Origin of the sequence: Streptomyces anatolicus, assembly GCF_019400875.1 — a bacterium.
GTDB classification, from domain to species: domain Bacteria; phylum Actinomycetota; class Actinomycetes; order Streptomycetales; family Streptomycetaceae; genus Streptomyces; species Streptomyces anatolicus.
Map to the genome: position 1 here is coordinate 1 of NZ_WMBF01000035.1, position 25,169 is coordinate 25,169.

Genomic DNA, 25,169 nt, shown 5'->3' on the forward strand with positions numbered 1-25,169 from the left:
GCCTTCGGATGCGGGGGTGGCGTTCAAGAGGGGTTCCTTGGGAGGTTGTTCGGGCTCCGTGTGGCGACGGGAGCCGGGGCGCACCCGGCGTCTCACGAGCGCCGGGGCAGCCCGGGTCCGTCTTGGCTATCCGTGGTGGGTACGCGCCGCGGTGGCCAGCGCGTCGGCGAGACGGTCGAGGACCGCGGCCGCCTGTTCGTCGGTGATGGTCAGGGGAGGAAGGAGACGTACGACGCTGGAGTGGCGGCCGCCGAGTTCGACGATGAGCCCGCGGCGCAGACACTCGCGCTGCACGGCAGCGGCCAGTTGGGGGGCCGGTGGGCGAGGGCGGGCGCTGCTCGGCAGAGTGCCCATCGCTTCGACGCCCGGATCGGCGCCCGCCGGCTCGACCAGTTCGACGCCCAGCATCAGGCCCCGGCCCCGCACCTCGCCGACGCAGGGGTGGGCCGCGGCGAGGGAGCGGAGTTGGGCGAACATATGGGCGCCGAGGGTGGCGGCACGTTCGGCGAGGCCGTTCGCGCGTACGTAGGCGAGGGTCGCCGCGCCCGCGGCCATGGCGAGCTGGTTGCCGCGGAAGGTGCCCGCGTGGGCGCCGGGAGGCCAGACGTCGAGGTCGTCGCGGTAGATGACGACAGCGAGCGGCAGGCTGCCGCCGATCGCCTTGGAGAACACCATCACGTCCGGTACGACACCGCTGTGCTCGACGGCCCAGAAGGCGCCGGTGCGTCCGACGCCGGTCTGCACCTCGTCCGCGATGAGCGGGATCCCGCGCGCGGCGGTGATCTCACGCATCCGGCGCAGCCAGGCGTCGGGCGCCGGAAGGACACCGCCCTCGCCCTGGACGGGTTCGAGGATCATGCCTGCCGGGGTCGGTACGCCCGACTTGGTGTCGTCCAGGAGGCTCTCGGTCCAGCGGGCGGACATTTCGGCACTGTTCGAGCCGCCGAGGCCGAACGGGCAGCGGTAGTCCTGCGGATAGGGGAGGCGCGCGACGCGCACGTCCTGGGCGCCGCCGGATGCTTCGAGCGCCCCGGCCGTCATGCCGTGGTAGGCGCCGGTGAAGGCCAGCAGGCCGTCGCGTCCGGTGGCCGCGCGGACCAGTTTCAGCGCGGCCTCCACGGCGTCCGTCCCGGCGGGGCCGCAGAACTGGATCCGCGCACGCTCCGCGAGGCCGCGCGGCAGCGTGCTGAACAGCTCGGTGGTGAAGTCGTCCTTGACGGGTGTGGCCAGGTCGAGGACGTGGAGCGGCGCCCCCGAGTCGAGGACCTTCCTGATCGCTTCGAGCACCACGGGGTGGTTGTGGCCGAGGGCCAGGGTCCCGGCGCCCGAGAGGCAGTCGAGGTAGCGGCGCCCGTCGGCGCCTTCGATGGTCATGCCGCGTGCTCGTACGGGCACGATCGGCAGGGCTCGCGCGTAGGTGCGGGCCGCCGATTCGCGTGCCGACTGCCGCCGCAGGATCCCCTCTTGCGTGGCGGACCCGGACGACACGGCCTGCCCGGACGACGCGGCCTGCCCGGGCAGCGGGGCCTGCCCGGCCAAAGGCGCCTGCCCGGGCGATGGGGCCTGTGCAGACGATGGGGCCTGCGCGGGCTCCCCCGGCCGCGTTACGGAACATGCCGCGGGCACCGCCGCGGGCGCAGGCTCGGTCACGGCCACGACTGTGGTCCTCCCGCTGGGGACGGGCGCGTCCGGTCCGGTGTGGCTCCGTGCGCCTCCGAGGAGGGCTCCGGGAAGCCTCATGCGGCCGACCGCGCGGGCGTGTTGGCAGGGGAGATGAACGCAGGACGCGACTCCCCCGTACGTACCAACGACCGTGACCCCGGAGGATCACGGGTTATCGGAAGATCCTTGCCGTGACGGAACCGTTGCCCTTCCGTCGGCCGTCCCCAACGGCACCGGCATAGTGTGGGGGGCCGCTCACCAGCGACAGGTGCGCCGCTCCCCCGACCCTCGGGGGTTCCGCGCCGGTGTGCGACGGGTGTTCCGCGCCCGGATGTCCAGCACTTCTGAACGTTCTCGAAGCCCAGGGGGAATCTCACGATGCGACCCATACGTCCGCTCTTCACCACCCGCAGTGGGAGGAGCGCGCGCACCAGAACCTCCCCCGTGGCGGCCGCGGTGGCGCTCGGCGCGGCGCTCGTACTGACCGCCACGGCCTGCGGTCCCAGTGAGGACAACGCCGGTGGCGACTCCTCGTCGGCGCAGCCCGGTGACAGCGGGGGCGGCTCCGGCGACGACAAGATCCAGATACCCGGGGACCTCCAGGACCGGCTCAAGGAGCACGGGATCGACCTGGACAAGTGGAAGAACGGCGCCTGGAAGAACTGGGACAAGGACGACTGGCTGCGCGAGGCCGGCGACTACGTCAACCCGATCATCGAGGACCTGTGGGACTCGGACCGGATGCGGGACGCCGACAAGAACCCGGACCGCAGCGTCGACGACAACGACATCTCCGGTGACCAGGGCGTCACCGATCCGACGCCCGCGCCCGTGGAGGCGGCCGCCGTGAAGGCGCCGTACCACGACCGGGCCGCCGAGTCGGGCAAGCTCTTCTTCGACGGCCCCGAGGGCTCGATGGTCTGCTCCGCGACCGTCGTGAAGGACCCGGCCCACCCCGGCAAGTCCAACATGGTGTGGACGGCGGGCCACTGCGTGCACGCGGGCGCCAAGGGCGGCTGGTACCGCAACATGGTCTTCGTCCCCTCGTACAACAACAGCGGCAAGTCGGCCGAGGAGCTGCGGAACGCCCCCAAGGAAGAGGTCGCTCCGTACGGCGTCTGGTGGGGTGACTGGGCGCAGACCTCCGACCAGTGGATCGAGCAGGGTGGTCCGACGGGCGGCAAGGGCGCGCCGTACGACTTCGCCGTCATGCACGTGAAGCCCGAGAAGGGCAGCGAGGGCAAGTCGCTCGAGGAGACCGTCGGTTCGGCGCTTCCGGTGGACTTCAACGCCCCGGCGGTGCCCCAGATCAAGACCATGACGGCCACCGGCTACCCGGCGGCGCCGCCTTTCGACGGCCAGAAGCTGTTCCAGTGCGACGACAAGCCGGGCCGGCTCTCGCTCACCAAGCCCGACCCGACGATGTACCGCATCGGCTGCACCATGACCGGCGGTTCGTCCGGCGGTGGCTGGGTCGCCCAGGGCAAGGACGGCAAGCCCGCCTTGGTGTCGAACACCTCCATCGGTCCGGTGTCGGCGGGCTGGCTGGCCGGTCCGCGCCTGGGCAAGGAGGCCAAGGGTGTCTACGGCGCGGTGAGCAAGAAGTTCGCCGGCCAGTGATCGGCCGCGGCGGGGTCGCCGGAAACCTTCACGACCCCGCCGCCGTTCGTCCCCAACCTCACGGGCATAGTGGGGTGTTGTGTCAACAGGGTTTCCGGACGCCCCGGATCCATGCATGACACGTACATGGCAATTTAGCGAGGGCGCCCTTACGGCGTCCCGCACACACACGTCCCATCGGGGGTAACAGCACCATGCGTTCCACTCGTGCGCCGTTCGCGCGCAGCCGTGGGCGGCGCGCCGCACTCGCCGCCACCGGGCTCGCCGCGGCTCTGGCACTCACCGCCACGGCCTGCGGCCCCAGCGACGACAAGGCTTCCGACCAGTCGGACAGCGCCGCCTCCCAGGGAGCCGACGGTTCGAACGCCGGTTCCGCGGGTGCCGACTCCAAGCTGCCCGGCGACCTCGCCGACAAGCTCAAGGAGCACGGCATCGACCCGGACAAGTGGAAGAACGGCGCCTGGAAGAACTGGGACAAGGACGACTGGCTGCGCGAGTCCAAGGACTTCGTCAACCCCGTCATCGCCGGGCTCTGGAAGCCCGAGCGGATGAAGGAGGCGAAGGACCCGAAGAAGACGATCGCCACGAAGGACGCCGCCGCCGACCAGGGCGCGACCGACCCCGAGCCGACGCCGGTCCGGGCCAAGCCCGAGAAGACGCCGTACCACGAGAACGCCGCCCCCGTCGGGAAGATCTTCTTCGACTCCCCCGAGGGTTCGATGGTCTGCTCCGGCACCGTCGTGAAGGACCCGCGCAACCCCGGCAAGTCCAACCTGGTGTGGACCGCGGGCCACTGTGTGCACGCCGGCAAGGAGGGCGGCTGGTACCGCAACATCGCCTTCGTGCCTTCCTACAACGACCTCGGCAAGTCCGAGGCCGAGCTGGGCAACGCGAGCCAGCAGGAGGTCGCCCCCTACGGCCAGTACTGGGCGGACTGGGTCTCGACCTCCAACGAGTGGATCAACGAAGGCGGTCCGACGGGCGGCGCGGGCGCGACGCACGACTACGCCGTGATGCACGTGAAGCCGGAGCAGGGCGGCAAGTCCCTGGAGGAGACCGTCGGCAACGCTCTCGATGTCGACTTCTCGACTCCGTCCACGTCCAGCGTGAGCTCGATGGGCGCCTGGGGCTACCCGGCCGCTCCCCCGTACAACGGCCTGATGATGCACAAGTGCGTGGACAAGCCGGGCCGTCTCTCGCTGTCGCCGTCGCTGCCGACGATGTACCGCATCGGCTGCACCATGACCGGTGGCTCGTCCGGCGGCGGCTGGTTCCGCATGGTGGGCGACAAGACCGAGCTGGTGTCGAACACCTCCATCGGTCCGGCCGAGAACACCTGGCTCGCGGGACCGCAGCTGGGCGAGGGCGCCGAGCGGGTCTACGACATGATGAGCAAGAAGTACGGCTCGCGGTAGCCGCGCGTCGCATACCTGACATGGCGAAGGCCCGCCCCCTGCGAGAGGGGGCGGGCCTTCGCCATGTCACTTGTCCGACGGCGGTTGTCCGTCGCGGACGCCGTCAGCGCGCGGCAGGCACGTACGGACTGAGATCCGCGGCAAGCTCCTCGTGCACCCGCGCCTTGAGCAGGGTGCCGTCGCCGGTGTGCTCCTCGGAGAGCACCTCGCCCTCGGCGTGCGCGCGGGAGATGAGCTGGCCGTGCGTGTACGGAACGAGGGCCTCGATCTCGACCTCGGGCCGCGGCAGCTCGGTGTCGATCAGCGCGAGAAGCTCGGTGATGCCCGCGCCGGTGCGCGCGGAGACCGCGATCGCGTGCTTCTCGTTGCGCAGCAGGCGCTGGAGGACCAGCGGGTCCGCGGCGTCCGCCTTGTTGATCACCACGATCTCGCGTACGTCGGTGGCGCCGACGTCCCTGATCACCTCGCGCACGGCGGCCAGCTGCTCCTCCGGCACCGGGTGCGAACCGTCCACCACGTGCAGGATCAGGTCGGAGTCGCCGACCTCCTCCATGGTGGAGCGGAACGCCTCGACGAGATGGTGCGGCAGGTGCCGTACAAACCCGACCGTGTCGGCCAGGGTGTAGACCCGGCCGCTCGGCGTCTCGGCCCGGCGCACGGTCGGGTCGAGGGTGGCGAACAGCGAGTTCTCCACCAGGACGCCCGCGCCCGTGAGGCGGTTGAGGAGCGAGGACTTGCCCGCGTTCGTATAACCGGCGATCGCGACCGAAGGCACCTTGTTGCGCCGGCGCTCCTGCCGCTTGATGTCGCGGCCCGTCTTCATCTCCGCGATCTCCCGGCGCATCTTCGCCATCTTCTCGCGGATCCGTCGCCGGTCCGTCTCGATCTTGGTCTCACCGGGGCCACGGGTGGCCATGCCGCCACCGCCGCCGCCACCCATCTGACGGGAGAGCGACTGACCCCAGCCGCGGAGCCTCGGCAGCATGTACTGCATCTGCGCGAGGGCGACCTGCGCCTTGCCCTCTCGGGACTTGGCGTGCTGGGCGAAGATGTCGAGGATCAGGGCGGTCCTGTCGACCACCTTCACCTTGACGACGTCTTCGAGGTGGATCAGCTGGCCGGGGCTCAGCTCACCGTCACACACGACGGTGTCGGCTCCGGTCTCGAGCACGATGTCGCGCAGCTCCAAGGCCTTGCCGGAGCCGATGTACGTCGCCGGGTCCGGCTTGTCGCGGCGCTGGATGACGCCGTCGAGCACGAGCGCGCCCGCGGTCTCCGCGAGAGCGGCCAGCTCGGCGAGGGAGTTCTCCGCATCGTCGACCGTCCCGGAGGTCCACACGCCGACGAGCACCACACGCTCCAGACGGAGCTGTCGGTACTCGACCTCGGTGACGTCCTCGAGCTCGGTGGAGAGTCCGGCGACGCGGCGCAGAGCCGCGCGCTCGGAGCGGTCCAGCTGATCGCCGTCCCGCGCTCCGTCGATCTCGTGGCTCCAGGCGACGTCCTCTTCCATCAGGGCATCGGCCCGAAGACCTTCGGGGTAGTTCTGCGCGAAGCTCTGTGCGTCCTGGGAAGGGGAAGAAGAGGAGGTCATTGGTTCCTTACGTCGATGCGTCGATGGAAATGCGGACGGATGCCTGATCCGCCACTGACGGATGCGTGATGCGTGATCCGTCACAGTCGACAACGCACGGGGCGGCCCGGAGATTCCCGGGCACGGACCGGTCGTGCCGTCGACCTGACGATGTTTGCACGACACGGCCCGTCTCGTCATCCACGTTTTCCGACGGCCGTGCGGCTATTTCGTTTCCTTCCCTTCCGGGGCCGCCGTACGCCAGTCCGGGTGGCCCGGCATGGGAGGCGTCTTCGCCCCGTACAGCCAGGCGTCGAAGAACCCGCCCAGGTCACGGCCGGCGTTCCGCGAGGCGAGTCGCACGAAGTCGGCGGTGGTGGCGTTGCCGTCGCGGTAGATGTGCACCCACTGCCGCTCAAGGCGCTCGAACGCGTGGTGCCCGATCTCCTGGCGCAGCGCGTAGAGCACCAGGGCGCTGCCGTCGTACACGACCGGCCGGAAGATGCTGATCTTCTTCCCCGGGGCGGGCTGCTTGGGCTTGGCGGGCGGGCCGCCCGCGGCGCGCCAGGTGTCCGACCGGCGGTAGGCCTCGCGCATCCGGTCCTTCAGGGGCCGCTTCGCCTTCTCCTCTGCGAAGAGCGCCTCGTACCAGGTGGCATGGCCTTCGTTGAGCCAGAGGTCCGACCACGAGCGCGGGCTGACGCTGTCGCCGAACCACTGGTGCGCCAGCTCATGCACCATGATCGAGTCGATGTACCACTCCGGGTACTCGGGGCGGGTGAAGATATCCCTCTCGAAGAGAGAGAGCGTCTGCGTCTCCAGTTCGAACCCGGTCTGCGCGTCGGCCACCAGGACGCCGTAGGTCTCGAAGGGGTAGCGGCCGACCTTCCGCTCCATCCAGTCGATCTGGCCGGGCGTCTTCTTGAGCCAGCGCTCCAGGATCTTGCGGTCCTTGGTGGGCACCACATCGCGTACGGGAAGGCCGTTGGGGCCCTCGCGGTGCAGCACGGTGGAGCGGCCGATCGCCACCTGCGCCAGCTCGGTCGCCATGGGGTGATGGGTGCGGTACGCCCAGGTGGTGGCCCCGCCGTCGTGGCGGGTCTTGCCGAGCGGCAGGCCGTTGGCGACGGCGGTGAGCCCCTTGGGGGCCGTCACACGGAAGGTGAAAGCCGCTTTGTCCGAAGGGTGGTCGTTGCACGGGAAGACCCGGTGGGCGGCGTCCGCCTGGTTGGCCATGACGAGCCCGTCCCTGGTGGGCAGCCAGCCGCCCTGGGCGTCCTTGGCCGAGACGGGGTCGCTGGTGTGCCGGACGGTGATCCGCAGCGGTTCGCCGGGGCCGACGGGCGCGGAGGGCGTCAGGACCAGGTCCTCCCCGGTGCTCTCGAAACGGGCCGTCTCGCCGTTGACCTCGACGGACCGGACCTTGCCGTGGGCGAAGTCGAGGTTCACGCGCTCCAGGGGAGCCGTGACCAGGGCGTCGATCTTGGTGACGGCGTCCAGCGGCTTGCGGTTGTCACCGTGATAGGTGAAGCCGATGTCGTACGACGCCACGTCGTACCCGGGGTTGCCCAGGTGGGGGAAGAGCGGGTCGCCGATGCCGAGCGGGGCGGCGGGCGAGGGTGCGCTCGCCGCGACGAGGGCGGCGGACGCGGTCGCCGCGATCAGCGCCGTGGCGATGCGGGGGGTGCGGAGGGCCTTCGACCGCGCGGCCGTGGTCCGAGGGGTGAGCAGCATGAACTTACCGCTACCAGCGCACGGCTCCCGGGGTACGACGGCGCGCGCCGGGCCACTCGAACGGGGCACGGAGGGGCCCGCCCGATGACCGAACCGACCGGTCCGACGGCCGGAGCGCTCAGTGCGCCGCGGCTGCCGGATGCTGGGCGCGGCTCACGTCGTACACGCCCGGTACGGCTCGCATCGCCCGCATCAGCCCCGGAAGGTGCGCCGCGTCCGGGAGTTGGAGCGTGTACGTATGGCGTACGCGCTGCTGGGTGGGCGGCTCCACGGTCGCGGAGATGATGGCGACGCCCTCAAGTGCGATCGCTTCGGTGAGGTCGGCGAGGAGGTGCGCACGGCCGAACGATTCCGCGGTCAGGGTCACCCGGAACTCGGCTGTGTCCCCCCAGCGCACACCGACCTCCGCGCGCCCCACTCCCTTCATGCGCTCCGCCCCGGGACAGCCGACGCGGTGGACGGTCACGGCTCCCCCGCGCACGGCGAAGGCGGTGATGGCGTCGGGCGGCACCGGCGTACAACAGCCCGCGAGCCGCACGCTCGCGCCCTCGCGGTCCACCACGGCACTCGCGGCGGCGGAACGCGAGGTGGTGTCAGGGGCCTCCGGTCGGGGCGCGGCGACCGGCGTCTGCTGTGGCGGCCGCCGACCGGACTGCGCCGGGGCGGGCGCCGGGGTCGGATGCGTGGTGAGCCAGCGCCGGATGGCGATCCGCGCGCCGGGTGTGCGGGCGTGGTCCAGCCACTCGCTCGACGGTCCGGAGGTGGCGTCCTGGCCCATGAGGAGCTGCACCGTGTCGCCGTCCCGCAGGACCGTGCTGAGCGTGGCCAGGCGGCCGTTGACGCGCGCGCCGATGCAGGCGTGCGCGTCCTCCCCGTACTGGGCGTAGGCGGCGTCCACGCAGCTGGCGCCGGCGGGCAGGCCGAGCGTGCCGCCGTCGGGACGGAAGACGGCGATCTCACGGTCCTGGGCGAGGTCCTCGCGCAGCGTCGACCAGAACGTGTCGGGGTCGGGGGCGGCCTCCTGCCAGTCGAGGAGCCGGGAGAGCCAGCCGGGCCTCGTGGGGTCCACGCGCTCGTCGTCGCCACCGGAGCCGGGGCTGGGGCCGAGACCGGCGGGGGGCTCTTCCGAGGTTTCCGAAGGAGGAGCGTAGGGATTGCGCAGTGCGACGACGCCCGCCTCGGCGACCTGGTGCATCTGGTGCGTACGGATGAGGACTTCGGCTACCTCCCCGTCGGGGCGGGCCACGGCGGTGTGCAGCGATTGGTAGAGGTTGAACTTCGGTACGGCGATGAAGTCCTTGAACTCGGAGACGACCGGCGTGAAGCAGGTGTGCAGTTCGCCGAGGACTCCGTAGCAGTCCGCGTCTTCGTTGACGAGGACGAGGAGGCGGCCGTAGTCGGACGCGCGCAGCTCGCCGCGTTTGCGGTGCACCCGGTGGACGGAGACGAAGTGCCGCGGCCTGATGAGGACTTCGGCCGCGATGCCCGCCTCGCGCAGCACCCCGCGCACCTCGCCCGCGATGTCGCCGAGCGGGTCCCCCTCGCTCTCGGCGTTGGCGGTGATCAGGGCCTGGACCTCGGCGTACTCCTGCGGGTGGAGGATCGCGAAGACGAGGTCCTCCAGCTCGGTCTTGAGCGCCTGGACGCCGAGACGCTCGGCGAGCGGGATGAGCACGTCCCGGGTCACTTTGGCGATGCGGGCCTGCTTCTCGGGGCGCATGACACCGAGGGTGCGCATGTTGTGCAGGCGGTCGGCGAGCTTGATCGACATGACGCGTACGTCGTTGCCGGTGGCGACGAGCATCTTGCGGAAGGTCTCCGGCTCGGCCGCGGCGCCGTAGTCGACCTTCTCCAGTTTCGTGACGCCGTCGACCAGATAGCAGACGTCGTCGCCGAACTCGGCCCGCACCTGGTCGAGCGTCACGTCCGTGTCCTCGACCGTGTCGTGGAGGAGGGAGGCGGTCAGGGTGGTGATCTCCGCGCCGAGCTGGGCGAGGATCAGGGTCACGGCCAGGGGGTGGGTGATGTACGGTTCGCCGCTCTTGCGCGTCTGGCCGCGGTGCGAGGACTCCGCGAGGACGTAGGCCCGGCGCAGGGGCTCCAGGTCCGCGTCCGGGTAGTGGGCCCGGTGGGCCTCCACCACATGGCCGATCGCGTCGGGGAGACGGTCACGAGCGGCGGGGCCGAGCAGCGCCGCCCTGCCGAGCCTGCGCAGGTCGAGACGGGCACGGCCGCGCCTGCGCTGGACCCCGGACGTCACGGGGCCTGACGTGGCTGGGTTCGTGGCCTCCGCACTCATGGGCACCTCCGGCTGCTTCGACCGGCGGTGTACGGACGGTGGCGTACTCCGTCCGGGCCGGTGCTTGATGCTACCGAGCCCATCACGCGGCACTGACCGCCTCTCGCCGAGCGTGAAACGGATCACCCATTCGAGCGACACTTCATGGGATTGCCGTTTCGAGCCATTCGGACACGAACTCACCTTCGGCGACGATTACTGCGGGGCCGGTCATCTCGATCTCGCCGTCGGGCCGCTCGGTGATCACCAGGCGCCCTCCGGGCACATCGACCGTGTACGTCACCGGGGTGCCGGTGGCGGCCGGGTCCTCGCCGTCCCTGCGGGCCGCGGCGACCGCCACGGCGCAGGTGCCGGTGCCGCACGAGCGGGTCTCGCCCGCGCCGCGCTCGTGCACGCGCATGGCGACGTGACGCGGGCCGCGGTCGACGACGAATTCGACGTTCACCCCGTCCGGGTAGGCGGAGGCGGGGCTGAGGAGCGGGGGTTCGTAGAGCGTGCCCGCTTCGGAGAGGTCGTCCACGAAGGCGACCGCGTGGGGGTTGCCCATGTTCACGTTGCGCGCGGGCCACCGGTGGTCCGCGACCGAGACGGTGACGTCTCCTTCGGGGAGCAGCGCCTTGCCCATCCCCACGGTGATCTCGCCGCCGGCTTCCGCCTTGGCGATGTGCACGGTCTTCACGCCGCCGCGGGTGGCCACCGCCAGGTCGCCCTCGCCGGTGTGTCCGGCGTGCTGGAGATAGCGGGCGAAGACGCGCACTCCATTGCCGCACATCTCGGCGATGGACCCGTCGCCGTTGCGGTAGTCCATGAACCACTCGGCCTGGTCCGCGAGATGGCGGGCCTCGGGGTGGGCTGCGGAGCGCACGACGTGCAGGAGGCCGTCGCCGCCGATGCCCGCGCGGCGGTCGCACAGGGCGGCCACGGCGGCCGGGGGCAGCTCGATGGCGTTGTCGGCGTCCGGGATGATCACGAAGTCGTTCTCGGTCCCGTGCCCCTTGAGGAAGGCGATCCGCGTGCTCATTCCTCGATCGTACGGGGTGGGTACGACAGCCGGTCGGCGCGGTGCCGTCGAGGCGCCCGCCGGAGCCGTCTCAGCGGAGCCTGGCCACCCGCCACACGGCGAGGACCGCCGCGCCGAGGAAGAGCAGGGCGTACGCGGTGACGACCCGCCAGTCCGGCCGGCGCCCGGAGCCGCGCTCGGGCAGGCCCGGCCAGGTGTGCCCCACCCGGCGGGCGGCCATCATTCCCCAGCCCGCGGCGCAGCAGCTGAGCAGCAGCCCGAGCATGGCGACCACCGCACCGCCGTCGCCGAACTCGAAGGCCAGCGGGAAGGCGAACATCAGGGAGCCGCCCGCGGCGATGATCACGATGGGCGCGAGCTGCCAGATGCGCAGCCGCCGCTGCGGACGCAGCTCGACCTCGACCTCCGCCTCCGGGGCCATCTCGTCCGCTCCGGGGCCGTCGTCCGTCACGCCGCCGAGGGTCTCGTCGGGACCGTCGGGGCTCAGCTGCTCTCCGCCGTCATGCGCGGTGTCACGAGGGCCGGCCTCCATCGCCACGCGCCCTCCCACTCCGGACTCCACCTGTCGATCGATGGTCGATGATGGCACGGCGTCAGGTGCCGCGATGACCGCCGGAGCGTCCCGATGCCATCACGTGATCAGGCTGTGACCGGTCGTTCGACCAACGCCATTGCGCGTGCCGGGAGTTCCCCGCGATCGGCCATGGCCCCACTGAGCCAGTGCACCCGGGGATCGCGCCGGAACCATGAATCCTGACGGCGCGCGAAGCGTTTGGTGGCGCGTACGGTCTCGGCGCGCGCCTGCTCCTCGGTGCACTCCCCCGCGAGCGCGGCGAGCACCTGCTGGTAGCCGAGCGCCCGGGACGCCGTGCGCCCTTCGCGCAGCCCTCGCGCCTCCAGCGCGCGTACCTCGTCGACCAGGCCCGCCTCCCACATGCGGTCCACGCGCGTAGCGATGCGTTCGTCGAGTTCGGGGCGGGCCACGTCGACGCCGATCTGGACCGTGTCGTACACGGAGTCGTGTCCGGGGAGGTTGGCGGTGAAGGGCTTGCCGGTGATCTCGATGACCTCCAGGGCGCGCACGATCCGGCGGCCGTTGCTGGGCAGGATCGCCTGGGCGGCCCCGGGGTCGGCGGCGGCGAGGCGGGCGTGCAGCACTCCGGAGCCGCGCAGCTCCAGCTCCTCCTCCAGGCGGGCCCGCACGGCGGGGTCGGTGCCGGGGAACTCCAGGTGGTCCACGGCGCCCCTGACGTACAGCCCGGAGCCGCCCACGAGGATCGGCCAGCGCCCCTCGGCGAGGAGGCGGTCGATCTCGGCGCGGGCCAGCTTCTGGTACTCGGCGACACTGGCCGCCTCCGTGACGTCCCAGATGTCGAGCAGATGGTGGGGGACCCCGCCGCGCTCCTCGGGCGTCAGCTTGGCGGTGCCGATATCCATCCCTCGGTAGAGCTGCATGGAGTCGGCGTTGACGACTTCGCCGCCAAGGCGCTGCGCGAGGAAAACGCCCAGATCGGACTTTCCTGCGGCGGTCGGACCGACGACGGCGATGACCCGCGGGGCGGGAGCTGCACTACTCACCGCCCCAGTCTCGCAAACCCGGCGCGTACTTCCCGAACGAGCTACGTGACGGCACGGCTCCCAGGTCGTTGCCTGTTGCGAGGTTCCGGCCGCCGGTTTCGAGGACCGATGACCCGGGCGACGCAATGGGACGCACCGGGCGGCGCGGGATTTCGCCCACACGAGTAACGTATGGAGTAGATATGGGCGTTTTTGCAAGGTTTCGCCGGAAGTCCAAGGAGAGCGAAGAGGCGTCGACGCCCGAGGCAGCCGCCGCCACGCTGACGGCCGAGCCGGAGGAGGCCGAAGGGTCCCCCGAGGCCGCCACCGACGCGAAGCCCGCCGCCGAGGCCGAGAAGGACGCCGAGAGCGCTGCCGAGGCCAAGCCCGCGGAGTCCTCCGAGACGTCCGAGGCGGGCGCGGCCGAGGGCGTGGACATCCCGAAGCAGCAGTCCGCCGAGGAAGCGGCCGACAACGAGGCCGGTGAGGGCGCCCGCAAGTAGCTCCCAGCGAGGGAAGGTGACCCCATGGGCTTCCTGGACCAACTGAAAGCCAAGCTCGCCCCGGCCAAGGACAAGGTCTCGGACCTCGCGCAGCAGCACGAGGACAAGATCGACCACGGCCTGGACAAGGCCGCGAAGATGGTCGACCGAAAGACCAAGGGCAAGTACAGCGACAAGATCCAGATGGGCACGGGCAAGGCCAAGGACGCCGTCGGCCGCCTCGCCGAGCACGACCGGGGCAAGGGCGCGGGCGCCAAGGACAACGGCGGCACCGCCGGTCCCCCGACGCCCCCGTCGCCTCCTGCGCCCCCTCCGGCTCCCTGAATCGCGTCGCGGACGGTCGTGAAGCTCCCTGCTTCGCGGCCGTCGCCGCATGCCCGCAGGCGGCGGCGACAGCCGAGCGGGCTCGGTGGCTAGGACCAGGTGGCCACGACGTATCCGACGCCGTACGGCGCGTCCTCGTAGAGCAGCTCGCCGCTCAGGGCGGCGCCCTCCGCCGCCCCCGCCAGCACCTGCCACGGGGCACGGCCCGCCGCCTGCAGTTCGTACGCGAGCTGCGCGTCCAGGGCCTTCAGCGCCGCCACGTCGGCCGTGCCGAGGGCGCGGGCGACCGCGGCGTCGAAGCCGGCCGCCCGCTCATCGAGGTAGCCCGGCGCCTTCAGCGTGCGGCACGCGCTGGCGTCGCCCATGACCAGCAGTGCCACCCGGTCCGCCCGTGCGCCGATCTCGCCGCCGACTTGGACACACTGCTCGGCGGCGAGTGGTTCCCCCACGCCGAGACCTTCCAGCGGGGCGGCCGACCACCGCGTACGTGCGAGCAGCCAGGCGGCGACGGCGAGCGACGGCGGAAGCTCGCGCTCGGCCGGCCCGCCGGCGCCACCGGCATCACCGTCGCCGGCGTCATCGCCCGTGGCAGGTCCGAGCCGTACGTCGAGGTCCACCCCGAAGCCGCGGAACGATCCCCGCGCGCCCTGCGGGTGCGGTCCGCGGCCGCTCAGCGCGGCGGGGCCCACCACGACGAGCCGGTCGGGCCTGGCGGCGGCGAGGACCCCGATGGCGTCCGTGCACGCCGCGCGCGCGGCGTCCAGTTCGGGCGCCGCTCCCGCGGCGACCTCGGGGACGAGCAGGGGCGGGCAAGGGCAGACGGCTGCGGCGACAAGCATGATCCGCAGAGTAACGCGCCTACTTGGCGACGGGCCGTGGGTCCCGCTCCGGTCGCGTCTGCTCGGCGACCGGCCAGGAGCACGCTCCGGTCACGCCTTCTGGCGACCGCCAGGAGTCCGCAACGGTCACGCCTCCCTGGCGACCGGCCAGGAGTCCCGCCCCGGTCGCACCTACCTGGCGACCGGCCATGGGTCCCGCGCCGGCTCGGTCGCCCTCGCGTCGGGTCAGTCGCGGCCGCAGCCGCTCGCCGTCGCCACCGGCAGCGGCTCGGGGACGCCGATCTTCGGCAGGCCCAGCATGACGCCCGCGGGCTTGGCGGCGGCCTCCGTGTTGCGCTTCTCCCAGGCGTCGCCCGCGCGCGTGGGGCGCACGTTCAGCACGGGGCCCTCGGCGAGGAGGTGGTGCGGGGCGGCGTAGGTGATCTCGACCGTCACGACGTCGCCGGGGCGCACTTCGGTGTCCGGCTTGGTGAAGTGCACGAGGCGGTTGTCGGGGGCGCGGCCGGAGAGGCGGTGCGTGGCGCCGTCCTTGCGGCCCTCGCCCTCGGCGACCATCAGCTCCAGGGTGCGGCCGACCTGCTTCTTGTTCTCCTCCCAGGAGATCTCCTCCTGGAGGGCCACCAGGCGCTCGTAGCGCGACTGGACGACCTCCTTGGGGATCTGCCCCTCCATGGTCGCGGCCGGGGTCCCGGGACGCTTGGAGTACTGGAAGGTGAAGGCGCTGCCGAAGCGGGCCTCGCGGACCACGTGCATGGTCTGCTCGAAGTCCTCCTCGGTCTCCCCGGGGAAGCCCACGATGATGTCGGTGGAGATCGCCGCGTCCGGCATGGCCGCGCGGACCTTCTCGATGATGCCCAGGAAACGGTCCTGCCGGTACGAGCGGCGCATCGCCTTGAGGATGGTGTCCGAGCCGGACTGGAGCGGCATGTGGAGCTGCGGCATCACGTTCGGCGTCTCGGCCATGGCGGCGATCACGTCGTCGGTGAAGTCGCGCGGGTGCGGGGAGGTGAAGCGGACGCGCTCCAGGCCCTCGATCTTCCCGCAGGCGCGCAGGAGCTTGCTGAACGCCTCACGGTCGCCGATGTCCGAGCCGTACGCGTTCACGTTCTGCCCGAGGAGGGTGATCTCCGAGACGCCCTCGCCGACAAGCGCCTCGATCTCCGCGAGGATGTCGCCGGTCCTGCGGTCCTTCTCCTTGCCGCGCAGGGCGGGCACGATGCAGAAGGTGCAGGTGTTGTTGCAGCCGACCGAGATCGAGACCCACGCGGCGTACGCGCTCTCGCGGCGCGTGGGCAGCGTCGAGGGGAATGCCTCCAGGGACTCGGCGATCTCGACCTGCGCCTCCTCCTGGACGCGGGCGCGCTCCAGGAGGACCGGCAGCTTGCCGATGTTGTGCGTGCCGAAGACGACGTCGACCCACGGCGCCCGCTTGACGATGGTCTCGCGGTCCTTCTGGGCGAGACAGCCGCCGACGGCGATCTGCATCCCGGGACGCTTGGTCTTCATCGGCGCCAGGCGGCCGAGATTGCCGTACAGACGGTTGTCGGCGTTCTCGCGCACGGCACACGTGTTGAAGACGACGACGTCGGCGTCGCCGTCGGCTCCTTCGGGCGCACGTTCGTAGCCGGCGTCCTCCAGCAGCCCGGAAAGCCGCTCGGAGTCATGGACGTTCATCTGGCACCCGTAGGTGCGCACCTCGTAAGTCTTCGCGCTCATCTCGCCCCCCAGGGTACGGGGTCGCCACGCGCGCGTGCCCGCCGATTCCGACCGGGGGCACTCCAGGGGCGGTGCTCGGGGCGGCGCGGTGTGACCTCGCCCCTGGTCATCCACGTGAGTGGGCTGGCAGGATCGCGCGCATGCTCCAGGCACTCCCCCACATCAGCAGGCGCCGCGCCTTGCAGGGCTCGACCGCGGCGTTCGTGGTGTTCGGGCTGCTGCTGTGGTGGCTGCTTCCCATGGGCGAGGCTTCTCCGAGCGGCCGGATGGCGTTCAGCACGGGCGTGCGGAACGGCGTCTACGAGCGGTACGGCGAGCTTCTGCGGACGGCGATCTCGCAGGACATGCCGGAGGTGGATGTGGCCCTGCTCAACAGCCAGGGGTCGCAGCAGAACATCGAGCGGGTGGCCACGGGGAAGGCCGACTTCACCATCGCGGCGGCCGACGCCGTCGAGACGTACCGCCTCGACGGGGCTTCGGGGGCGGACCGCCTGAGGGGCTGCGCGCGCCTCTACGACGACTACGTCCAGCTCGTGGTGCCACGGGGCTCCGACATCCACTCCGTGGCGGATCTGCGGGGCAAGCGCGTCGCGGTGGGGCAGGGCCGCTCCGGGGTGCGGCTGATAGCGGACAGGGTGCTGGACGCCGCGGGCCTCGACCCGGTGGAGGACATCGAGCCGGTGTCCGCGGGCATCGACACCATGCCGAGCCTCTTGAGGGACGGCTCCATCGACGCCTTCTTCTGGTCGGGCGGGCTGCCGACCACCTCCGTACGCGAACTCTCGGAGAAGATGGACATCCGCCTCGTCAAGCTCGGCTACCTCGTCGACCGGCTGCACCAGCAGGGCGGCGCCTCGCGCTACTACCGGGCCGCGACGATGCCGGCCGACGCCTATCCCGAGGCGCAGCAGGGCTCGGCGGTGCCCACGCTGGCCGTGGCGAACCTCCTTGTCACCACGGACCAGGCCGACGCCGACCTCACCGAGGGGCTGACCCGTACCGTCATCGACAGCCGCGACCACATCGGCGACGAGGTGCACGCGGCCCAGCTGGTGGACCTGCGTACCGCCCTGTTCACCGACCCTCTCCCGCTGCACGACGGGGCGCGCCGCTACTACCGCTCGGTGAAGCCGTAGCCGGGCCCTCAGCTGGCGGCGGACGGGTCGCTGCGGGGGACGCTGACGGTCACCTTCAGGCCGTGCGGTTCGTTCCTCCCGTACGCGATCGTGCCGCCGCCCGCCGCGAGCAGGGCCCGCGAGATGGACAGGCCGAGGCCCGAGCCCTTCACGTTCTGGTGGCGGTTGCTGCGCCAGAAGCGGTCGCCGACGCGGGCGAGTTCGTCGTCGGTGAGGCCGGGGCCGGCGTCGGTGACCACGACGGTCGTCGTGCCGTTGCTGGAGGAGACCGCCACGTGGACCGGGCCTCCTTCGGGGGTGAACTTCAGGGCGTTGTCGATCACCGCGTCCAGCGCGCTGGAGAGGGCGACCGGGTCGGCCCAGCCGGTGGTCGCCGGGCAGTCGCCCGTCAGCCGCACCCCCCGTTCGTCGGCGAGCGGCCGCCAGGAGGCGACCCGCTCGGCCGCCAGCTCACCGATGTCGGTCAGGCTCAGGTCGGCCGCGGCGTGCTCGGCGAGTGCCAGGTCGAGGAGGTCGTCGAGGACCTGGGCCAGGCGCTTGCCCTCGGTGCGGACCGAGGCGATCTCCTCGTTGCCCTCGGGCAGTTCCAGGGCGAGGAGTTCGATGCGCAGGAGCAGGGCGGAGAGGGGGTTGCGCAGTTGGTGCGAGGCGTCGGCCACGAAAGCGCGCTGCTGTTCGAGGACGTCCTCTACGTTGTCGGCCATCTCGTTGAACGACCGGGCCAGGCGCCTCAGTTCCGGCGGCCCGCCCGCGGCGGCGACGCGTGATTTGAGGCGCCCCGTCGCGATGTCGTGCGTGGTGGCGTCCAGGACCCGTACCGGTCGCAGGATCCAGCCGGTGAGCCGCAGGGCGGCGCCGACCGCCAGGAGCATGGCGGCCGATTCACCGGCGGCGATGAGCAGCCAGCCGTGCAGCGTCTTCGAACGCATGCGCCCGGTCGGCGAGTCGGTGACGACGACGGCGATGACGTCCCCGTCCTTGATCACCGGGGAGGCGACGGCGAGGCGGCCCCGCTGCCACGGCCACACCTGCTCGGGGTCGTGGCTGCCACGGGAGCGCAGGGCTTCTTGGAAGGCCTCTCGGACGTCTCCCTTGGCGGGCAGGTGCCAGCCGGCGGGGGCGTTCGCCATGGGGCCGTCGTCGCGGTAGAAGACGCCCGCCCTGATGCCGTAGACCTCGTAGTAGTCGTCGAGTTCGTTCTGCAGCGTCTCGCGCCGCTCGTCCATGGCGCCGCCCTGCACCAGGGAGCCCGTCGGGCGCTTGGTGACGAACTGGGCGAGGGAGGCGAAGCGCGCGGTGTCGTCGATCCGGTCGACGACCACCTTCTGCTGCTGCGCGGCCGCGACGCTGACGGCCAGCGGGAATCCGAGCGCGAGCAGCACGCCAGCCATCAGGACGATCAGCAGCGGGAGGAGGCGAGAGCGCACCTGTCCTCGCTCTTGCTACGTGGCCGGGGCGACGAGGCGGTAGCCGACGCCTCGTACCGTCTCGATGAGGGCCGGCATGTGCAGCTTGGAGCGCAGGGACGCCACGTGCACCTCCAGCGTGCGTCCCGTCCCCTCCCAACTCGTCCGCCACACTTCGCTGATGATCTGTTCGCGGCGGAACACCACTCCGGGGCGCTGGGCGAGGAGCGCGAGCAGGTCGAACTCCTTGCGGGTCAGTTGGACGATCGAACCGTCCACGCTGACCTGCCGGGTGGGCAGTTCGATGTGGACGGGACCGAGTCGCAGCTCGCTGCCGCCCGAAGCCTCCGCGCCGGCGGGGGTGGGGCGCCGGATGACCGCGTGGATGCGGGCGATGAGTTCTCCGGTGTCGTACGGCTTCACTACGTAGTCGTCGGCTCCGAGGTTGAGGCCGTGTATCCGGGAACGTACGTCCGAACGGGCCGTCACCATGATCACCGGTGTCGAGCCGCGCTTGCGGATCTTTCCGCAGACCTCGTAGCCGTCCTGGTCGGGCAGGCCCAGGTCGAGGAGCACCACTCCGAAGGGCGCCGTTTCCGCGGGGAGTAGGGCCTGTAGTGCCTCCTCGCCGCTCCGGGCGTGGACGACATCGAAGCCGTGCCTGGCCAGGATCGCGGACAGGGCGGCGGCCACATGGTCGTCGTCCTCGACGAGAAGCAGTCTCATCCGGGCCCCCTCCAGTTCATCCGTCGTTCCCTCGTGGCCGGTAGGCGCATGGCCGCGCATGCGCACAAGGCATCCACTCCGATGGATAAGGACCACGTCAAGAGGGCACGGGTCACGGACACGTTCCGTTATCCAGCCGGTACGCACACCGGGGACCCTCTTCACACGGTGTGTCCGGTTGCGGCCGGATCGTTATGCTCAATTTCCCCTCAGATGTAATGACGCTGGTCGCACTGGGTTATTACTGTCCTCCCAACCGAGGAGGATGGAGCAACAAGCCGTGACCGAAGTATCGGTGACCAAGGACGCCATACCGCCCGGGGCGGACGACCTGGTCGTGCTGAAGAACGTCAACAAGCACTTCGGCGCTCTGCACGTCCTCCAGGACATCGACCTGACCATCGCCCGCGGCGAGGTCGTCGTGGTGATCGGCCCCTCCGGGTCGGGCAAGTCGACCCTGTGCCGTGCCGTCAACCGCCTGGAGACGATCGACTCGGGAGACATCTCGATCGACGGCAAGCCGCTGCCCCAGGAGGGCAAGGAACTGGCCCGTCTCCGCGCCGACGTGGGCATGGTCTTCCAGTCCTTCAACCTTTTCGCGCACAAGACCGTGCTCGAGAACGTGACGCTGGGCCAGATCAAGGTGCGCAAGACCGGCAAGGCGGAGGCCGAGAAGAAGGCCCGCGCCCTGCTGGACCGCGTGGGCGTCGCCTCGCAGGCGGACAAGTACCCCGCGCAGCTCTCCGGCGGCCAGCAGCAACGCGTCGCCATCGCACGGGCGCTGGCGATGGACCCCAAGGTGATGCTCTTCGACGAGCCCACGTCGGCGCTCGACCCGGAGATGATCAACGAGGTCCTCGAGGTGATGCAGCAGCTCGCCCGCGACGGGATGACGATGGTCGTCGTCACCCACGAGATGGGCTTCGCCCGGTCCGCGGCGAACCGCGTCGTCTTCATGGCGGACGGCCGGATCGTCGAGGAAGCCACGCCGGACCAGTTCTTCAGCAACCCGCGCAGCGACCGGGCCAAGGACTTCCTGTCGAAGATCCTTAAACACTGAGGCTTCCACACCGTCTCAACTCCAGTCGAAACAGAGGATGTTCACCATGAAGTTCCGTAAGTCCGTCGCCGTGGCCGCGGCCGTCGCCGCGCTCTCGCTGACCGCCACCGCCTGCGGCGGCAAGGAGGGCTCCGCCGGCGACAAGCCGGAGGGCCCGGACAGCAAGGACACCAAGGCGCTCAGCTACACGGTCAAGAAGGACGCGTCGGTCGACTCGTCCGTCTTCAAGGCGGCCAAGAAGCGCGGCAAGCTGATCATCGGCGCCAAGGCCGACCAGCCTTACCTGGGCTTCCAGGACCAGTCGACCAAGGAGTACTCCGGGTTCGACATCGAGATCGCCAAGATGATCGCGGCGGACCTCGGCTTCTCGCCCAAGCAGATCGAGTGGAAGACGGTCGACTCCGGCGCCCGCGAGACCGCCGTCTCCAAGGGCGACGTCGACTTCATGATCGGTACGTACACGATCAACGACGAGCGCAAGAAGCAGATCGACTTCGCCGGGCCGTACTACCACGCCGGTGCCTCCCTGCTGGTCCGCGAGGACGAGAAGGACATCAAGGGCCCGGAGACCGTCCGCGGCAAGAAGGTCTGCTCCATCGTCGGCTCCACGCCGCTGCAGAACATCAAGAAGCCGAAGTACGGCGCCAAGGTGACCGAGCTGTCCAAGTACTCCGAGTGCGTGGCGCAGATGCTCAACAACCAGGTCGACGCCGTCACCACCGACGACGCCATCCTGATGGGCTACGCGGCGCAGAACCCGAAGAAGCTCAAGGTCGTCGGCAAGCCCTTCTCCGAGGAGCCCTACGGCGTCGGCCTCAAGAAGGGCGACAAGGCGCTGCAGAAGGCCGTCGCGGACGCCATCAAGGCGCACCAGGAGAACGGCGACTACAAGAAGGCGTTCGACGCCACCATCGGCAAGTCCGGCTCCGAGTACAAGGACCCGCCGGCCTTCACCGACCCCAAGTAGGACCCCGCGCCCCGCTTCGTACGGCCGACAGACACGTCCGTACGGGGCGGGGCGTCTTGTGAGCCCGTCGCCGCCCGACCGCCCTCTCGCGGAGAATTCATGAACGTACTGACCGACAACCTGTCGCTGTTCCGCGAGGGGTTCATCGGCACCGTGGAGCTGACCGTGGTCAGCGGGATCATCGCCTTGGTGCTCGGCGTGATCATCGCCGCTTTCCGGGTCTCGCCGGTGCCGCCACTGCGCGTCTTCGGCACCGTGTGGGTGAACGTCCTGCGGAACACCCCGCTGACCCTGCTGTTCCTTGTGGCCTTCTTCATCCTCCCGAAGATCCTGTTCCCGGACATGGACTCCTTCGTGCTCGGCGTCGTGGCGCTGGGCTTCTACACGTCGTCCTTCATAGCCGAGGCCCTGCGCTCGGGCATCAACACCGTGCCGATGGGCCAGGCCGAGGCGGCCCGCGCGATCGGCATGAGCTTCACGCAGGTGATGCGGGTTGTGGTGCTCCCCCAGGCCACCCGCGCGGTGGTCGCCCCGATGGGGTCGATCTTCATCGCGCTGACGAAGAACTCCGCGATCGCGGGCAGCTTCGACAACGTCGACCTGTTCAACGTCGCCAAGACCCTCAGCAACGACGGTTACGACATCGCCATGATCTTCCTCTGGATCACGGTCGCGTACCTGATCATCACGTACGCCATCAACGGCGCCTTCCGGCTGCTGGAGCACCGTATGGAGGTCGCCCGATGAGCGCCAGTGTCCTCTTCGACGCCCCCGGTCCCAAGGCCAGGATCCGCAACCGGATCTACTCGGTCGTCGGCACCGCGGCCGTGCTCGGCCTGCTCGTCTGGGTCGTTCTGCGGCTCAACGAGAAGGGTGAGTTCGAAGGTGCCCTGTGGGACATCTTCAACTACTCCGGCATCCGCGAGAACATCTTCGAAGCGCTCATCGCGACCCTGAAGGCCTTCGCGCTCGCCGCTGTCCTCTCGCTGGTCTTCGCGGTCGTGCTCTGTGTCGGCAGGCTCTCCGACCACCGAGTGGTGCGCTGGGCCTCTGTGATCTTCATCGACCTCTTCCGGTCGATCCCGCTGTTGATCACGATCTTCGCCCTGTGGGTCGGCGTCGTCGGCGACATGACGCCGTTCTGGGCGCTGGTCCTCGGCCTGGCGATCTACAACGGCTGCGTCCAGGCCGAGGTCCTGCGCGCGGGCGTCAACGCCGTGCCGAAGGGCCAGCGGGAGGCCGCCTACGCCCTGGGCATGAGCAAGACCCAGGTGACGGGCGGCATCCTTTTCCCGCAGGCCGTGCGCTCCATGCTGCCGACGATCATCAGCCAGCTCGTGGTGACGCTCAAGGACACCTCGCTCGGCTACATCATCCTCTACCCCGAGCTGCTGTACTCGGCGCGCCTGATCGCCAACAACACGCCGGTGAACGGCACGTATCCGTTCGTCCAGACGGTCGTCGTCGTCGGTGCCATCTACATCGCGCTCTGCATGGCGCTCTCCTCGCTCGCCACCTGGATCGAGAAGCGCGGGCGCCGCGCCAAGACCGGCATCGTGGTGGCCGCCGCCGCGGAGCCCGCCGAGGCGCCGGGCGTGCTGGACGCGGCCACGCCGTTCGGTCCGACGGTCGCCGCGGAGCCTGCGAAGCCCGCGGGCCCCGGCCGGCCCGAGGATGGTCCGGAGCGCCCGGACTCCGGCCCCAGCGGCTCGGTTGGAAAATCCGACTGACAAACCGTCGGCATAGAGGTGACATAGGAGTGTGGGGGGCGGCCGGGGTGCCGCCCCCCACATGTGTTTCCCTGGACCCGGCTCCCCCTGGCGTCACCCCGCTCCGCTCCTACTTCCTGGTGAACGCCACTGCCATCGTCACTTGACGCAAGCACCGGCAATGGGTTGCATACGTTCTGTGATCGTGCACCGGGCTCCAACTGCCAGTTCCTGTAGGTACGTCCAGCGCTTCCGGGCAGCCCGGACCCACGGATCCCGACGCGCCGGAGGGTGTGCGCCGTGGACCCGGTGATCGTCGTCGGCGCGGGCCCCGTCGGCCTCGCGCTCGCCCTCGCGCTCGCCCGTCACTCGGTGCCCACGGTCGTACTCGACGAAGGGCCGGGCAAGGACGAGCAGCGCCCCGCGCGGACGGTCGTGCTCCGCGAGGACACCGCGGCCTTCGTGGAACGGCTCGCGGGGCGCTCGTTCGGTGACCGGGAATCAGGAGCCCGCTGGACCAGTTGGCGGTCCCTGCGGCGCAAGCAGGTGATGCGGGAGCTCTCCTTCGGGGAGCCCTCCTACGGGGATGCCCCTTACGACGACGATCTCCCCGCCCCGCTGCACCTTCCCCAGCACGTGCTGACCGGCTCTCTGCGCGAGGCCATCGCCGGCGAACGGCTCGTCAAGGTCGCGGTGGAGAGCAAGCTCGACTCCCTGGAGCAGGACGCCTCCGGGCTGACCGCCCACACGCGCGGGCCGAAGGACACCTGGTGGCGGGGGAGCTATCTGGTGGGCTGCGACGGGTCGCGTTCGACGGTGCGCAAACTGCTCGACATCCGCTTCCCGGGGCGTACGGCCGTCGAGCGACACGCCGTGGCCGCGCTGCGCACGGAACTTCCCTGGCCCGGTGAGGCGTTGTTGCACCGGATGCCTCCGTGGCGCGGCGGAGGCGCCGAGGTGACGGGCCGTCCGCTCGCCGGCGGGGTGTGGCGGCTCGACTGGCTGCTTCCGCCGCGCGGCGAGCTGGTGACGCCCGACGCCCTCGTCCTGCGGATCCGGGAGACGCTGGCGGGCTGGTGCGGGGGCGCCACACCGCCGTACGAACTGCTCGACACGGGCGTGCACACCGTCCACCACCGCCTCGCCCGCCGGTGGCGGGTCGGCCGTGCCTTCCTCGCCGGGGACGCGGCGCATCTGCTCGGCGCGCTCGGCACCCAGGGGCTCGACGAGGGGCTGCGGGACGCGGACAACCTCGCGTGGAAGCTGGCGCTCTCCTGGCACCACGGGCACCGCGATCCACTGCTCGACAGCTACCAGGCCGAGCGGCGGGCCGGGGTGGCCGCGCGCCTGCGCGCCGCCGACCAGTCGCTGCCCGTGCTGCGCGGCGGCAAGGGCCTGCGTGCGTACGTGCCGGGGAGCGCGCGCGGGCACGACGCGCTGCTCACGGACGGCCATGTGGGGCGCGGCCTGCTCGGCGCGCCCTCGTCCTACGCGCACTCGCCCCTCGCGCCCGCGCCGTCCCAGTCGGAGACCGCGGTGGGCACGGAGCCGGGCGGGCCCGTCGCCGACGTACGGGTGACCGCGCCCGACGGGGCCTTCGTCCAGCTGCGGGAGCGGCTCGGGCTCGGCCATCTCCTCGTCGTCCTGGTCGCGCCGGGCACCGGGGTGTGGGAGCGGCGGCACTGGATGACGGCAGGGATCATGCCGCGGCTCGCCGCCGCCGTCACCGCCTTGCCGCACCCCGCCGAGCTGCTCGTCGCGGAGAGCTACCCCGGGGCGCCCGCGCACTGCGTCCTGCTCATCCGCCCCGACGGGCACCTGGTCACCGCACTCGCCGGAGTACGCCCGGCCGAGCTGTACGCGGCGGCCGAGGCGGCGGTCGGGGGCGGGGCGGCGCCGGAG

General features: G+C 70.9%; 21 protein-coding genes. 10 read left to right on the forward strand and 11 right to left on the reverse strand.

Features of this window, described 5'->3' with window-relative positions; all coding sequences use genetic code 11:
• Nucleotides 1–126: 126 nt before the first annotated feature.
• Complete coding sequence (locus tag GKQ77_RS06180) at nt 127–1,521, reverse strand: diaminobutyrate--2-oxoglutarate transaminase family protein (RefSeq protein WP_219687713.1); 1,395 nt, start codon at nt 1,519–1,521, stop codon at nt 127–129.
• A 519-nt stretch (nt 1,522–2,040) separates the two neighbouring features.
• Between GKQ77_RS06180 and GKQ77_RS06185 the strand changes: the two genes are divergently transcribed.
• Together GKQ77_RS06185 and GKQ77_RS06190 are read left to right on the forward strand one after the other, a co-directional pair.
• On the forward strand, nt 2,041–3,282 hold the full coding sequence (locus GKQ77_RS06185) for a trypsin-like serine peptidase (RefSeq protein WP_219687694.1): 1,242 nt from the start codon (nt 2,041–2,043) through the stop codon (nt 3,280–3,282).
• Nucleotides 3,283–3,476: 194 nt separating this feature from the next.
• A complete protein-coding gene (locus GKQ77_RS06190) occupies nt 3,477–4,697 on the forward strand; it encodes a trypsin-like serine peptidase (protein ID WP_219687695.1) in 1,221 nt (406 codons plus the stop codon).
• A gap of 103 nt (nt 4,698–4,800) precedes the next feature.
• On the opposite strand, the gene hflX is transcribed toward GKQ77_RS06190, so the two are convergent.
• From hflX to miaA, 6 genes are all read right to left on the reverse strand, one after another.
• Nucleotides 4,801–6,291, reverse strand: a complete 1,491-nt coding sequence (gene hflX / locus GKQ77_RS06195) for a GTPase HflX (RefSeq protein ID WP_219687696.1) — start codon at nt 6,289–6,291, stop codon at nt 4,801–4,803.
• A gap of 204 nt (nt 6,292–6,495) precedes the next feature.
• The gene (locus GKQ77_RS06200; RefSeq protein WP_219687697.1) at nt 6,496–8,004 is read right to left on the reverse strand and encodes a M1 family metallopeptidase; all 1,509 of its coding nucleotides are present in this window, start codon (nt 8,002–8,004) and stop codon (nt 6,496–6,498) included.
• Nucleotides 8,005–8,122: 118 nt separating this feature from the next.
• On the reverse strand, nt 8,123–10,303 hold the full coding sequence (locus tag GKQ77_RS06205; RefSeq protein ID WP_219687698.1) for a RelA/SpoT family protein: 2,181 nt from the start codon (nt 10,301–10,303) through the stop codon (nt 8,123–8,125).
• Between the two features lie 142 nt (nt 10,304–10,445).
• Nucleotides 10,446–11,324: a diaminopimelate epimerase gene (gene dapF, locus GKQ77_RS06210; protein WP_219687699.1), complete on the reverse strand. Its 879-nt coding sequence runs from the start codon at nt 11,322–11,324 to the stop codon at nt 10,446–10,448.
• A 70-nt stretch (nt 11,325–11,394) separates the two neighbouring features.
• Nucleotides 11,395–11,856, reverse strand: a complete 462-nt coding sequence (locus tag GKQ77_RS06215; RefSeq protein WP_219687714.1) for a hypothetical protein — start codon at nt 11,854–11,856, stop codon at nt 11,395–11,397.
• A gap of 107 nt (nt 11,857–11,963) precedes the next feature.
• Nucleotides 11,964–12,902 (reverse strand): tRNA (adenosine(37)-N6)-dimethylallyltransferase MiaA, encoded by a 939-nt coding sequence (miaA, locus tag GKQ77_RS06220; RefSeq protein WP_219687700.1) that lies wholly within the window; start codon nt 12,900–12,902, stop codon nt 11,964–11,966.
• A gap of 182 nt (nt 12,903–13,084) precedes the next feature.
• Between miaA and GKQ77_RS06225 the strand changes: the two genes are divergently transcribed.
• On the forward strand, nt 13,085–13,384 hold the full coding sequence (locus tag GKQ77_RS06225) for a hypothetical protein (protein WP_219687701.1): 300 nt from the start codon (nt 13,085–13,087) through the stop codon (nt 13,382–13,384).
• Nucleotides 13,385–13,408: 24 nt separating this feature from the next.
• Entirely contained in the window at nt 13,409–13,708 is a 300-nt protein-coding gene (locus GKQ77_RS06230; protein WP_219687702.1) for an antitoxin, read from the forward strand.
• Between the two features lie 89 nt (nt 13,709–13,797).
• Here GKQ77_RS06230 and GKQ77_RS06235 read toward each other — a convergent pair whose 3' ends face one another.
• Nucleotides 13,798–14,547 carry a class III extradiol dioxygenase subunit B-like domain-containing protein gene (locus GKQ77_RS06235; RefSeq protein ID WP_219687703.1) on the reverse strand — a complete coding sequence of 250 codons (750 nt, stop codon included), beginning with the start codon at nt 14,545–14,547 and terminating at the stop codon, nt 13,798–13,800.
• A gap of 225 nt (nt 14,548–14,772) precedes the next feature.
• Nucleotides 14,773–16,263, reverse strand: a complete 1,491-nt coding sequence (gene miaB / locus GKQ77_RS06240) for a tRNA (N6-isopentenyl adenosine(37)-C2)-methylthiotransferase MiaB (RefSeq protein WP_219687704.1) — start codon at nt 16,261–16,263, stop codon at nt 14,773–14,775.
• Between the two features lie 140 nt (nt 16,264–16,403).
• Here miaB and GKQ77_RS06245 point away from each other — a divergent pair, with 140 nt between their 5' ends.
• Nucleotides 16,404–17,399: a TAXI family TRAP transporter solute-binding subunit gene (locus GKQ77_RS06245; protein ID WP_219687705.1), complete on the forward strand. Its 996-nt coding sequence runs from the start codon at nt 16,404–16,406 to the stop codon at nt 17,397–17,399.
• 8 nt (nt 17,400–17,407) lie between these two features.
• Here GKQ77_RS06245 and GKQ77_RS06250 read toward each other — a convergent pair whose 3' ends face one another.
• Complete coding sequence (locus GKQ77_RS06250) at nt 17,408–18,826, reverse strand: sensor histidine kinase (RefSeq protein WP_219687706.1); 1,419 nt, start codon at nt 18,824–18,826, stop codon at nt 17,408–17,410.
• A gap of 15 nt (nt 18,827–18,841) precedes the next feature.
• Nucleotides 18,842–19,531 (reverse strand): response regulator transcription factor, encoded by a 690-nt coding sequence (locus tag GKQ77_RS06255; protein WP_219687707.1) that lies wholly within the window; start codon nt 19,529–19,531, stop codon nt 18,842–18,844.
• Between the two features lie 280 nt (nt 19,532–19,811).
• On the opposite strand from GKQ77_RS06255, the gene GKQ77_RS06260 reads away from it, so the two are divergent.
• From GKQ77_RS06260 to GKQ77_RS06280, 5 genes are all read left to right on the forward strand, one after another.
• Nucleotides 19,812–20,591, forward strand: coding sequence for an amino acid ABC transporter ATP-binding protein (locus tag GKQ77_RS06260; RefSeq protein ID WP_219687708.1), 780 nt, complete (start codon nt 19,812–19,814; stop codon nt 20,589–20,591).
• 46 nt (nt 20,592–20,637) lie between these two features.
• Nucleotides 20,638–21,558, forward strand: a complete 921-nt coding sequence (locus tag GKQ77_RS06265) for a glutamate ABC transporter substrate-binding protein (protein WP_219687709.1) — start codon at nt 20,638–20,640, stop codon at nt 21,556–21,558.
• 99 nt (nt 21,559–21,657) lie between these two features.
• Nucleotides 21,658–22,305, forward strand: a complete 648-nt coding sequence (locus tag GKQ77_RS06270; RefSeq protein WP_219687710.1) for an amino acid ABC transporter permease — start codon at nt 21,658–21,660, stop codon at nt 22,303–22,305.
• Nucleotides 22,302–23,288, forward strand: a complete 987-nt coding sequence (locus GKQ77_RS06275; RefSeq protein WP_219687711.1) for an amino acid ABC transporter permease — start codon at nt 22,302–22,304, stop codon at nt 23,286–23,288. The genes GKQ77_RS06270 and GKQ77_RS06275 overlap by 4 nt, the downstream gene beginning before the upstream one ends.
• A 279-nt stretch (nt 23,289–23,567) precedes the next feature.
• Nucleotides 23,568–25,169: FAD-dependent monooxygenase (locus GKQ77_RS06280; RefSeq protein WP_219687712.1), on the forward strand; the 1,602-nt coding region annotated here is incomplete at its 3' end.